We start from the raw sequence: 11,512 nt of genomic DNA, 5'->3' as shown, positions 1-11,512 counted from the left end.
CCCTACGCGGCTGGCGTGGCAAGCCGCCGCTCCCGAGCCGCGGCAAATGAGAGTACGGCCCTGATGCTCTCGGGCGTGAGGCTCGGAAAGTCGGCGAGGATTTCGGCCTCGCTCATGCCGGCGGCGAGGTACTCGAGTACGTCCTGTACCGTGATCCGTGTGCCAGCGACGCACGGCTTGCCGCCCCGAACTCCGGGTGTGACAGCGATGAGGTCTTCCCACGGCATGGGGGCAGGATAGACGCTCGGTGAGGCGACGACAAGTGAGTGTCGCGGACTGCTCGCCACCCGTGACCAGAAGGGGCGGCGAAGGCAGCGTCTGGATGCCGTCCATCCGCGTCACAACCCGACGCTCGAGACGCTCGACAGGCTGCTCGGTCCGTTCGAGCTTCGGCGCGTGCTGGCGACACAGCCCAGCGCCCAAGGGGCGCCGCGTGACCGGAAGGGCCCGCCCGCGACGCCCAGCCGTGAGTCGACGACGCGCTGCAGAACGCCTGGAGCCAGCGAAGAGCTCGAGCAGGCGCTTCGCAACACGCCGGGAGGCCGCGGCCGCTGAGGGCTCGTTGATGGTGCTGACGGCATGACCGAGGCGAGCCTCACGGTGGTCCCGTGATGGTTCGACCTCGGTCCCCGCGGGAGTTCGGCTGCCCAACGCGGCCCTACGGCAACCGGATGCCGACGGTCACCGACGCGCGGATGTGGGGCTCCCACCCGACCGTGAACTCGGGCGCCACGTAGACACGCGGCGACACCGTGATCCGCGCGCCGCCGCCCGCAATGAAGGCCCCCTCGGTCGAGCGGTACGACTGGCTGCCGAACCGGTCGCTGTGCGTCATCGTGCCGGCGCCGAGGGTCACGAACGGCGCTACGCGGGACCGAAGCGGCAGAATCCCCAGTCGCGCGACTCCGAGGACGAAGAGGTCACGGTCGTCTTCGGGTCCGACCATGTACAGGACCTCGGGACCGATGGCCAACCGGGGCGTGAGCACCCACTCGAGGCCGCCACCGAACGCGCCGTGGTCCACCCGGCCGTCGTCCACGAAGCCGGCCCAGCCGGCGTTCAGCGTGACGGTGGGAACGGCCGACGACTGCGCCGCTGCGGTGGTGGGGCTCAGGCACGCGAACGCCGCGGCGAGGGTGGCGAGAAGAATACGAGCACACATGAAAACGTCCTCCACCCCTGAAGGTGAAGAACGCGTCCGGATCGGCTCACGGCACAGCGATGGATTCCGGATGAGCAGGTAGCCCCGGGCCGTCGTCTCACCCGGCCTCGACAGACCGCGGGTGGCCCTCGAACATCTCCGCGAGATCGTACGCCTCGGTGGCGCCCTTCCGCGACAGCTCGAGCCGCGTCGTCAGCTGATTCAATCACCAGTTGTTCCCATGCCCGATCGCGTCGGGTAGCAACTGCGCACGCCGGCTCCAATCGGAGGTCCAGGCCTGGGTCGGTTGAAGGCGTCGCAGCGGCGAGTTCACGGCCAACGCCTGGACGGCCGTGCAGGACGTGCCCGAAGCAGTAGCGGATGCAGTACACCCGAGGGCGCGACCATGACTGGCTCCAGCTCTGAACTAGATTCCGATCCAGTACGGTTCCTGCGCTCGGCCGGGTTGTGACGGCTCATGTAGCCGTTGCTGGCGCGCGTGACCAGTCCGCGTGAGACCGCAAATGCCTGCAAGTGCTCTACTGGGGGCGACAGGAGACCGGATCGCACGCACCGGAATGCCCCGCGCCTTTGAGGGTTGCGGCGCTGGAGGGTGCGGCCATCCAGCGGCGCCCGCGCTCTCCAGCCCCTGAGCGATGGCGGGCTGAGTACCGCCTGGGCCAGCCTTGGGAAGGACCGCAACGTGTCGGCCCTAAGGGCAGCCGCACTCCGTGTACCATGGAATGCCGGACGATATCGCCGCTTCCATTCGGCTATGGCGTCTCTTGTTCGAGGGGTATGAATTCGTCGCGGAAGACCGATCCGTAGCTGCTTAGGAGCGCCGCACTCAACAAGCGACAAGACGTGGCGTTTGCGGCGAAGGGGGGACGTGCGATAGTCGCCGTCATCATGGCAACGCTGGCGGTGGACGGCTACATTCTGAACGTACCGGAGACACGCCGCATGGTGCTGAGCAGCGCCGGCGACTTTGATGGTAGCGTCTCAGAGCCCGTTCCGGATTTCAGGCATAGCAGGTCGCACGCTCTCATCTGTTTTGCAAGCTTCGCGGATGGGGCGCTCACGCATGTCGCAAGAGGCCGCGCGGGGCTTCGTGCAGGGACGAACCTACGCCGTTTGCACCTGGAAGACTTGGCGCCCCTTAGCGCCCCCGTGCGGTATGACTCCATCCTCGCTCGAATCCCCTCGCGCTTTCAAAATCAGCCTCTTCCGGGATCAGCGTGGGTAGAGGTCCAGGCCGCCGCAGTGAAAGTAGATGGCGGTGGTGAAGTGGTGGGCATTGCGGAAGCCGCCGGCCTTGCGCTTGATGCTCATGATCTTGCTGTTGAGGCCTTCGGCCACGCCGTTGGTGATGGGGTGCCTGACGTAGCGCAGCACGCCGTCGAGGTGCCGGTGGAGCATGCGGGCCACCTGCTTGACGGGTTCCAGGCGCGAGCGGATCGCCCACCCGTACCAGCGGGCGAAGAAGCGGCGGACCGCGGCGCCCTGCCGGTAGGTCCAGAGGTCGCGTAACAGCTCCTTGATCGCCCAGGCGCGGCCGACTTTCAGGTGCTGCCCCTGCAGCGCCGCGAACGCGTCCGTGCGATCGGCGGGCAGACGGTCCTCGCCGTAGAGCCAGAGGTATTTCGTGCCGGTGAGGGGCGAGGTGCCCTGCTCGCGCAGGAAGGTCCGATGCTCCTGCTTGCGCACGGTGTCCACCGCGCGCGTCATCTCGCGCATGATGTGAAAGCGATCGAACACGATCTTGGTGTCGCCCTGCGGCAGGCCGTCGACGGTGGCCCGGATGTAGGCCGGCCACATGTCCATCGCGACGGCCTGCAGCGCCTCGCGCTGCTCGGTGGTCAGCTGCGCGTAGTAGCCCTGCAGGCTCGCTGCCGTCCGGTCCTCGGCGACGTGCTGCACGGTCGCGGTCTCGAGGTCACACACGATCGTGTGATACCGCTGCCCCTTGCGAAACGCCTTCTCGTCGACGCCCAGGTAGCGCCGCGGCGCCGCGGTGCGCCGCTGGAGCCCCCGCGCCACCGCGCGGTCCATCACCCCCCACGCCTCGTCCCACGTGACGCGCGCGATCCGGCACGCGCCCGTGACCGTGCTGCACTGCGTGATGAGGTCGATAATGAGCCGCTCGAGCAGCAGCGTGAATCGGCTCCGCGGCGCCGCCCAAGGCACCCCGACCTGCCGAACGCCGTGCGTGGGACAGTCGACGCGCGGCACCCGCGCATGCAGGAAGGTCTGGTACTGGCAGGTGTCGAGATGCCGCCAGACCCGCTCCTCGGCATGGTCATGGCCCGGCGCCGCCGTCCCGCAGTCCGGGCACGTCCAGCGCGTGTCCGCGGCATGCTCCACCCACAGATCGACGCGCTCGCCCGAGGTGTCCAACGCCACCCGTGCGATGTGCCAGGGCGCCTGCAAGCCGAGGATCGTTTCGAAGAGCTTCGTGTCCTGCATCCGGTGGATCTACGCCACCGCTCGGCTCGGCGCAAGGCCGGCGAGCAGGCCGCTCACCCGCCGAGTGGCCCGCGCAGCCGGCCCGAGCTGCCCACGCTATTCCCGGAAGGACCCCAAATCATGTCGCCGAACGCCTCACCCAAGGCGGTTTGCTCCCACCGAGATCGTTTGGCGCGTTCATCGAGGCCCTCCGCGGACTGCTGCCAGAATCTAACGCGCTTCTTGAGCGCTACAGTGAACAGCGACGGCGCGCTATCGCTCGGCTCGGAGACAATGTTCAGCGCTCTCTAGGAGCTTGCTGAAAAACGTCGCGCGGGGGATCGACAGCGTGGATCCCTCGCACTACGATGACGGGCATGCGCGGAGACGACCGTCAGCCCACGTCGATGTTCAGCTATGTGTCGGCCGAGGACCGCGTCCCGAAGGACCATCCGCTGCGTCCGATCCGGACGCTGGTCGACGAGATCCTTCGCGACATGTCGCGTGACTTCGATGGCCTCTACGCCCGCGTCGGCCGGCCCTCGATTCCGCCCGAGCGACTGCTGCGCGCGCAGCTGCTGCAGCTGTTCTACTCGATCCGCAGCGAGCGCCTGCTCATGGAGCAGCTCGATTACAACATCCTGTTCCGGTGGTTCGTGGGCCTCGAGATGGACGAACCGATCTGGGTGCCGACCGTGTTCACCAAGAACCGGGATCGCCTGCTGAATCAGGAGGTCGCCCGCCAGTTCCTGGCGCGGGTCGTCGATCGCGCAGCCGCGTGGATGTCCGACGAGCACTTCACCGTCGACGGTACGCTGATCGAGGCGTGGGCCAGTCACAAGCGCTTTCAGCCGAAAGACGGGCCGCCGGAGGGCGACGGCCGCAACTTCCATGGCCAGTCGCGCACCAACGACACGCACGCCTCGAAGACCGATCCGGATGCGCGGTTGTATCGGAAATCGGGGCAGACCGAGGCGCGCCTGGCGTATCTCGGGCACGTGCTGATGGAGAATCGCCACGGCTTGATCGTCGATGGGATGGCCACGACGGCGGATGGCCACGCCGAACGCGATGCCGCGCTGCTGATGCTGCAGAAGCACGCGCGTCCGTCGGGCGCGCGCACGCTCGGCGCCGACAAGGGGTTCGACACCCGCGATTTCGTCGACGTCACCCGGCAGCTGGGGTATACCCCGCACGTCAGCCAGAACGTGAAGCGCACGGGCGGCAGCGCGATCGATCGCCGCACGACGCGGCATCCCGGCTACGCGGTCAGCCAAGCCTGTCGGCCTCGCATCGAACGGGTCTTCGGCTGGCTGAAACCGCTGGCCGGTCTGCGCAAGGTCAAGCTCCGCGGCCTGGACAAGGTCGACAGCCTCTTCGTCTTCGCGTGCGCGGCGTTCAACCTGAGACGACTGCCGAGGCTCATCGCGATGGCCGCCACGCCGGCATGAGGCGCCCGTCGACCGGGCGGCCGAGGGCCGCCGTGGTCGACACGCCGGCTTATCGCCGGCTGGATCGGTCATGTCTCGCCCAATCAGCGGGAGGGAACCAGCCGTCATGGCGGGTTCTTCAGCAAGCTCCTAGCCTACCAAAAGGACACCCTCGCAACAGCCTTAGCACTCGCGGGCATGGAGCGCGACGCGATCTCGGACTGGAGTCCCTCACCGCAATCTGGCGCCAAGGTCAGTTCGTTCTTAGACGGCCTTCCCCAGGCACGCCTGCGGGAAGACGAGATGCTCTTGAATGACTTCCAGAACTTCCCCGGATTCGAGTTAGTTCGCAAGATGCCGCATGGAGCTGCTCAGTTTTCGGCGCAGGGTGTCACGCTGACAGTAGTGATGGCCAACCGCCTTCCACTAGAAGAGCAAACCGGTGCGGACTCGATCTACCGCAACGAGACGTTCGGCTCCTTCGTCGTGGGTCAGTACAAGGCGATGGAGACTGAGACCGGCGGCGTTAGATTCCGCCTGCCGAATGCGCAACTTGAGACAGAACTCAAGCGCATGGAGGACCTCGCGAGCAGACTTCAAAAGTGCGACGCCGATCAGCGCCTGTGCGGGTTCCGGCTGGCGTCGAACCCTTTTTCCTCAAACTGTGCCCACGTGTTACGTTCGACCCCGATAGCGAAGGATTGCTCCACGGCATGTATATACCGCTTGAGTATTGGCGTCGCCTGGAAACCGACCCGAGCATTGGTGGTCAGCGTGAGGGTCGCGCCGTCACATTCCAGAATGCAGGACGTTATTTCAACAACACTGCGTTCGCTGCCCTGGTAGCGGAGGGATGGATAGGTACTACCGGAGCTCAGACTCACCTCCTCGACGACCTGATTCGCGAGATCGTCGCAAGCGGCCGCACTGCCACCATCGCTGTCAGAAGAAGCTCCGACCCTAACAACATCAGCGCCGTTGGCGGCGACGGCGCCGCACCTAGGCTGGACGACTCTGGATTGCTTGCTTGAGCTCTCCGGCTCTTGGCGCATCGCCGTGACGACAGCTAGCGCAGGCTCGTGAGGGCCGCGCCCAGCGGCGGCGCATCTCGCTGGGGCCGGATGCAGGCGTAGCGCGACGCTGGCGGGCTCCGTGCGCTGGAAGGAGCGCTGGATGGACTGCCTCGCACCTCTATCAGGGAGGCACGCGAGCAAGAGGAAGATGCCAAGCGCTGGGACAGCGGATCTGAAGCCTGACGCAAAAAAGCGGCGCGCGTTGACGCCGTACCGATTAATCAGGACAGGTCCGGGCGACTACCCATCATGGCCAGGAGCGGACACGCTACACCAACAGGCCAGATACATTGTCGCGGACGTACTGTCAGCAGGACGAGCACCTCGCTTGCAGGGCGGGGGCGGACCATACATTGTTTCGGGAGACCTCTTTCAGGATCTCGATGTCGAGCAGGCGCTCGACCAACAGCTTCTTCAAGTGCGCGTTCTCGGCCTCCAGGCCGCGCAGCCGCTTGACGTCCACGGCCTCGAGGGCGCCGAACCGCTTGCGCCACGCGTAGACCGTCTGCTCGCTGATGCCGTGCTTCTTGGCCACCTCCGTGGTCGGCCGCTGATCGGCCTCCCGGAGGATCTTCCTCGTACGCTGCGCCCATCGCCGCCGGCATTGCGGCGCTCGTGCGCGCCGTCGCGCCGAACCTGACGGCCACTGAACTTCGCGAGCTCCTGCAGCAGGCGTGCGTGCCGGTCACCGACGGCACCAGCGAGCCTGACGATGGGACGGGTTCGGGACGCCTAGACGCGGGGCGAGCGGTGGCGCTGGGCGGTGGCGCGGACTGGTCGATGACACCAGGCCGGTGTGTGCCGACCGTACGGTCTCGCATCCGCTCGCACCCGTCGGTGGCTGCCCGAGCAGGTCACGGGCATGACGACCGACTGCATGCACGCGTCTCGCTGGATGCGGAAGGCACCCTACTGCCGGTCCCTTCCCTGCGTGCGAGTACGTCCGACCGGTAGCGGTGCCTTGGTGTCGCGCCTGGCTGTCCGGATCTCCGAGCTCCGGCGTTCTCCCGGATGTCGAGACAGCCATGCCAGACACTCCGCACAGCACCGTCTCCATCCGCTTCGACCCCGCCATCGCCGCCAAGGAGGTCGCCAGTATCGTGTCGAACTTGTCCGGCGCGGTGATCGCCGGACCGCATCTCTGGCTCGGGGGCGACGAGGGCACCGGTGTCGAGCGACTCACACGGGACGCTGACGGCGGGTTCTCCGGTCACGAGCGATTCGACCTCGCCGAGGTCCTCGGACTGTCGAGCGACGACGGCGAGATCGACATCGAGGGCATGGATGTCGACGGAGGCTGCCTGTGGCTGGTCGGGTCGCACAGCCTGAAGCGAAAGAAGCCCGAGGCCGACAAGAAGCCGGCCGACAACATCGCGCGTCTCGGCAAGGTGAGCGCTGATGGCAACCGCTTCACCCTCGCCAGGGTCCCCCTCTCCGCCACGGGCGAGCCGACGACCACTGGCAGTGTCGCGCCGGCGCGCCTGAGGGGTGATGCGCAGGGGAACGTGTTGCTCGACACGCTCCGCAGCGACCCCCATCTGGGCTGGGCAGTGCCCTCGGTGCAGGCCGACGGCTCGTGGCGCGGCGGGCCCAGCAAGGACAATGGTCTCGATGTCGAAGGGCTCGCCGTCACCGGCGACCGGGTGTTCATCGGCCTCCGGGGTCCGGTGCTGCGCGGCTGGGCGGTGGTCCTGGAACTGCGCGTCGGCACTGACGCCGGCTCGCTCACGCTCGAACCGATTCCGCCGACAGGCGCCCTCGTGCGTCGTCACTTCCTCGACCTCGATGGCCTTGGCGTGAGAGACCTCGTCCGAGACGGGTCCGATCTCTTGATCCTTGCCGGCCCGACGATGGACCTCGACGGCCCGACGGACATCTACCGCTGGAAGTGCGCGCTGTCGCAGGCCGCCGACTCATTGACGTTCCGCGAGCAGCTGCAGCGCGTGGCGTCTCTCCCGTTCGGAGAGGGGTCCGACCACGCCGAGGCGCTCACGTTCCTGCCAGGCGACCCACGGCGAGTGCTGGTGTCGTACGACTCTCCGCAGGCATCTCGCATCAAGGGCGACACCGGTAACGAGGTCGTGCTGGACGTCTTCGAGTTGGCGACGTAATCGGACGGCGCGCGCGCAATCAACGCGAGGCGACGTCCCCGCAGACAAGGGAAAGCACATGAAGTTCTGCATCGATCCCGGCCATGGCATGAGCAACCGCCAGATCGGCATCTTCGACAGCGGCGCGGTCCACGTCGAGAACGGCTTTCTGTTCAAGGAAGCTGACATCGCGCTCCGGTACGGCCTCGCGCTCAAGGACGCGTTCAGAGCCAGAGGCATCGAGGTCTTCATGACGCGCGACGACGAGACCGACCATGCACCGGTCGGCAGGCGCGCGGCGATGGCCAGCAGCGCCGGCTGTGACGCCCTCATCTCCCTGCACCTGAACGACTTCGACGATGACCGGGCCAATGGCCTCGAAGTGCTGTTCCGAGACCAGCGTGGCAAGGCACTCGCGCAGAAGCTGCAGACGGCGCTGCTGAAGGTCACCGGGATGGCCGATCGCAGGATCAAGCAGCGCACCGATCTTGCGGTGTTGAAGTTCTCCGGGCTCGCCGTCCTGATCGAACTCGGCTTCATCGCCAACGATGCCGATCGCGCCAAGCTGCTCGACGCTCAGGTGCGCGAGTCGGTGGTGCAGGCGATCGCGACGGTGAGCATCGAACACGTCGGCGCGGCGTAGGGGATGCCGAGTCCTCCCGCGCCCCGGGAACGGACGACCTTACGACGGGCGCCACTCGATTCATCGGCCGGGCCCGGCCTCAGAAATCTGCGAAAGTGGTGCGCGCCGGGAACTCGAGCGTGAGGAGCTGCTGGAGCACGCCCGTCTCCTTGGTGGCGCGGAAGGCCATCCACGTGACGCGCGGCACGCCGGCGGCGTCGTAGTCGATGTCGCACACGCCGAATTGACGGCGACCGGCGATGCCCGGGCCGCGCTGTCCACTTTCCGTGCCGTGCGAGTACGGACCTCCCTTCTCCGACTCCGGGCTCTCGAGCGCCGCCGCCTGGAACACCGGAAACCCGCCGCGGCTGTCCGACGCATAGCCGCTGTTCGAGCCATCGTCCATGGCCACCATGTGGGCGTCAGCACTGATCATGCACAGGTTCCGGATCTGGTGGGCGCGCACGTGATTGGCGAGCTCGGCGCGCTCGTCGGCGTAGCCGGCCCAATAGTCTTCGCCGGCCTCCGCCTGTCCAATCCACGGCACCGAGCTCGCCCAGACGATCAGGTCCATGTCCTTACCGCGAAGCAACTGATCCTTCAGCCACGCCTTCTGGTTCACGCCGAGCATGGTCTTGCCCGACGTTCCGGATCCCTTGCGCGGCGACCTCGAGAAGCGGGAGTCGGTGAGAAGGAACAGCACGCGACCGATCTGGAACGACTGATGGATCCCTTCGGTCGAAGCGGCAAGCGGATAGTGCGGCACATAGAGGTCGTACGCATCCCTGGCGAACCGGCGCGCGACCTGGTTGGCGTCAGCGCCCCCCTCCGAGTTGTTCCCGAGGAAGTCATGATCGTCCCATGTGTACGCGACCGGCACGCTCCGGAACATGTCGCCAACACCATCGCGACGGAGCGTGTCGTCGTACGCCTCGAGACGCGGCACGACCGACTCGTCATCGATGTCCCGGTAGTGGAAGTCGCCAAGATGCACGAAGAACAGGACATCAGGGAATGCGGCGATGGCGTCGTACGCCTCTCGACGGTTCTTCCCGAACAACCCGGGCCGCGCGCATCCACCGCAGGCGAAGCGAAAGGACGAGGCCGAGCCTGCCGCTGGCGCGGTGCGGAAGCGACCGGGCAGCGCATGACCGAGCACCCCGTCGAGCTCGAGTTGATAGAAGTAGCTGGTGCTCGGACGCAGCCCCTGGCAGTGGAATGTCGCGATCTTGTGACGGTAGTCACGATTCGGGTCGAGCCACAGACTCGCGGCCTCGTGGGCTGCGGGGTTGGTGGACAGGTCCTCACTCTCGGCCACGATGACGCGTGCCGTCGTGACCGAGCGCAATACGCTGGCGCGGATGGTGATCGAGGTGTCGGTAAGCGCGCCTGCCCACGGACCTGCCTGCGTCCTGAACTGTGTCGCCATGGTCACATCTCCCCCCGGCCTTCTCGGCCTCTTCCGAGCATGTCGACGCTGCGCCCGCGACCACGTGCGGCGGGCCGCGTGGGGTCGTCCGTCTAATCGCCGTTTCATGGTGCGAACGTCCGCCGCACTTCCGAGACGGACGCCCGCGCCGCGTGCCGCGAGCTTGCGGCGGTCGGCACCTGAGCCTCACCGGCAGGGCCGCTAAAAGCGGAAGCCGTACGGCGGCACCAGCGAGCGCTTCAGGCGATCGGCGCTGGCCATGAACTCGCGAATGAGGTACGGATTCGTGCGCTTGCGGAAGACCGCATTGGCGATGACCTCGAAGCCATGTCGGATGCCCGAGGATTCGTCGATGTCGATATCTGCCGCGAGGGCGCCCGTTGCGCGCGCCTGCTGGAATGTCACCTGGATGTTGGCGTGCGCATCCTGGGACTTGAAGCTGCCCTCGGCAGACTTGACGTAGCCGTTGAGCGGCGGGTGCAGGTCGTCCGGGGCGGACTTGTACAGGACACTCTTGCGCACCCGGTTCGGGAGGCCCTTCTTGACCGTCGCGAAGAAGCGGTCCTGACGGCACACCAGCAGCCGCTCGAACTCTTCGATGATGGCCCCCGTCGTGGCGGCGTGTGCGGCCTTGGTCACGATGTTGAGGAAGCAGGCTTGCCGCAGTGGCCCCATGGCGTCGTACAGGGCTTCACCGCTCAAGCCCACCAGGTCGGCATCCTCGTTGCGCTCACGGACCATGGTCGCGTCGGTCAGCAAGCGACGTGCTTCAGCGGGCAGCCGACCGAAGGCCGGGCTCGTGATGCCCTTGACGTCCCCCGGTTTCACCCAGAACTCCACATCGTCACTCGCGGTGGTGACGCGGTCCTCCCGAATCAACTGGAAGAAGCTGTAGGTGCGGTAGTGATCGGTGGAGGCGGAAACACGATACAGGGTGCCAGGGCCGCCGCGACACTCCAGGCCGTGCACGGTCAGCTCGGTCACGCTGCCAGTGCTGTTTACGTCTGCCGCAACGCCGCCGACTCCCGCATCTCCGGTGACGCGCGCAAAGTCGAGGTCGATCCGGCCCGGTATCGGCTGGCCAGTCACATCGGTCAGCTGAACGGTCATGCTCCCCTTCGGCAAGGCTGGACTCCTGATCTCACGGGACGATGAGCGCGGCACTCGACGCTGAGGCTCTCGCGCAACGCCGGGTAGAACGCCGTACCGTGTCCATCCGTACAGCGACACGCTCGTGACACGCCTCACCAGTGAGCCTGCCGGAAGCGCCCACGTGGATGTC

Annotated in this window: 10 protein-coding genes and 1 pseudogene; 5 read left to right on the top strand and 6 right to left on the bottom strand. The window is 66.7% G+C overall.

Annotation, left to right across the window (positions count from 1 at the left end; all coding sequences use genetic code 11):
- Window positions 1–2: 2 nt before the first annotated feature.
- From TBR22_RS26875 to TBR22_RS02915, 3 genes are all read right to left on the bottom strand, one after another.
- Window positions 3–227, bottom strand: coding sequence for a DUF433 domain-containing protein (locus TBR22_RS26875; RefSeq protein WP_370651381.1), 225 nt, complete (start codon window positions 225–227; stop codon window positions 3–5).
- A gap of 431 nt (window positions 228–658) precedes the next feature.
- Window positions 659–1,162, bottom strand: a complete 504-nt coding sequence (locus tag TBR22_RS02920) for an outer membrane beta-barrel protein (RefSeq protein WP_239491453.1) — start codon at window positions 1,160–1,162, stop codon at window positions 659–661.
- Between the two features lie 1,212 nt (window positions 1,163–2,374).
- A complete protein-coding gene (locus tag TBR22_RS02915) occupies window positions 2,375–3,607 on the bottom strand; it encodes an ISL3 family transposase (protein ID WP_239488874.1) in 1,233 nt (410 codons plus the stop codon).
- Between the two features lie 356 nt (window positions 3,608–3,963).
- Between TBR22_RS02915 and TBR22_RS02910 the strand changes: the two genes are divergently transcribed.
- Together TBR22_RS02910 and TBR22_RS02905 are read left to right on the top strand one after the other, a co-directional pair.
- Window positions 3,964–5,037 carry an IS5 family transposase gene (locus tag TBR22_RS02910; protein WP_239491452.1) on the top strand — a complete coding sequence of 358 codons (1,074 nt, stop codon included), beginning with the start codon at window positions 3,964–3,966 and terminating at the stop codon, window positions 5,035–5,037.
- Window positions 5,038–5,214: 177 nt separating this feature from the next.
- Complete coding sequence (locus tag TBR22_RS02905) at window positions 5,215–5,862, top strand: hypothetical protein (protein ID WP_239491451.1); 648 nt, start codon at window positions 5,215–5,217, stop codon at window positions 5,860–5,862.
- Between the two features lie 561 nt (window positions 5,863–6,423).
- On the opposite strand, the pseudogene TBR22_RS02900 reads toward TBR22_RS02905, so the two are convergent.
- Window positions 6,424–6,678: pseudogene (locus TBR22_RS02900) on the bottom strand (transposase); the annotation flags it as partial.
- A gap of 26 nt (window positions 6,679–6,704) precedes the next feature.
- Between TBR22_RS02900 and TBR22_RS26870 the strand changes: the two are divergent.
- The 3 genes from TBR22_RS26870 (at window position 6,705) to TBR22_RS02890 (ending at window position 8,822) form a co-directional block, all read left to right on the top strand.
- Window positions 6,705–7,043: a hypothetical protein gene (locus tag TBR22_RS26870; protein ID WP_370651380.1), complete on the top strand. Its 339-nt coding sequence runs from the start codon at window positions 6,705–6,707 to the stop codon at window positions 7,041–7,043.
- A 71-nt stretch (window positions 7,044–7,114) separates the two neighbouring features.
- Window positions 7,115–8,200, top strand: a complete 1,086-nt coding sequence (locus tag TBR22_RS02895; RefSeq protein WP_239491450.1) for a DUF3616 domain-containing protein — start codon at window positions 7,115–7,117, stop codon at window positions 8,198–8,200.
- Between the two features lie 58 nt (window positions 8,201–8,258).
- Window positions 8,259–8,822, top strand: coding sequence for an N-acetylmuramoyl-L-alanine amidase (locus TBR22_RS02890; RefSeq protein ID WP_239491449.1), 564 nt, complete (start codon window positions 8,259–8,261; stop codon window positions 8,820–8,822).
- Between the two features lie 79 nt (window positions 8,823–8,901).
- Here TBR22_RS02890 and TBR22_RS02885 read toward each other — a convergent pair whose 3' ends face one another.
- Window positions 8,902–10,230 (bottom strand): alkaline phosphatase, encoded by a 1,329-nt coding sequence (locus tag TBR22_RS02885; RefSeq protein WP_239491448.1) that lies wholly within the window; start codon window positions 10,228–10,230, stop codon window positions 8,902–8,904.
- Window positions 10,231–10,431: 201 nt separating this feature from the next.
- A complete protein-coding gene (locus tag TBR22_RS02880) occupies window positions 10,432–11,340 on the bottom strand; it encodes a hypothetical protein (protein ID WP_239491447.1) in 909 nt (302 codons plus the stop codon).
- Window positions 11,341–11,512: the final 172 nt, after the last annotated feature.

The sequence above is a fragment of the Luteitalea sp. TBR-22 genome (genome assembly GCF_016865485.1).
GTDB lineage: Bacteria > Acidobacteriota > Vicinamibacteria > Vicinamibacterales > Vicinamibacteraceae > Luteitalea.
Note: the sequence above shows the minus strand (reverse complement) of the source record. Positions and strands in the feature narration are given on the sequence as shown.

Bases quoted from the DNA above. Each gene is read 5' to 3' on its own strand.
- TBR22_RS02910 (WP_239491452.1), top strand. From the start codon at position 3,964: ATGCGCGGAGACGACCGTCAGCCCACGTCGATGTTCAGCTATGTGTCG.
- TBR22_RS02895 (WP_239491450.1), top strand. From the start codon at position 7,115: ATGCCAGACACTCCGCACAGCACCGTCTCCATCCGCTTCGACCCCGCC.
- TBR22_RS02880 (WP_239491447.1), bottom strand. From the start codon at position 11,340: ATGACCGTTCAGCTGACCGATGTGACTGGCCAGCCGATACCGGGCCGG.
- TBR22_RS26875 (WP_370651381.1), bottom strand. From the start codon at position 227: ATGCCGTGGGAAGACCTCATCGCTGTCACACCCGGAGTTCGGGGCGGC.
- TBR22_RS02885 (WP_239491448.1), bottom strand. From the start codon at position 10,230: ATGGCGACACAGTTCAGGACGCAGGCAGGTCCGTGGGCAGGCGCGCTT.
- TBR22_RS02915 (WP_239488874.1), bottom strand. From the start codon at position 3,607: ATGCAGGACACGAAGCTCTTCGAAACGATCCTCGGCTTGCAGGCGCCC.
- TBR22_RS02920 (WP_239491453.1), bottom strand. From the start codon at position 1,162: ATGTGTGCTCGTATTCTTCTCGCCACCCTCGCCGCGGCGTTCGCGTGC.
- TBR22_RS02905 (WP_239491451.1), top strand. From the start codon at position 5,215: ATGGAGCGCGACGCGATCTCGGACTGGAGTCCCTCACCGCAATCTGGC.
- TBR22_RS02890 (WP_239491449.1), top strand. From the start codon at position 8,259: ATGAAGTTCTGCATCGATCCCGGCCATGGCATGAGCAACCGCCAGATC.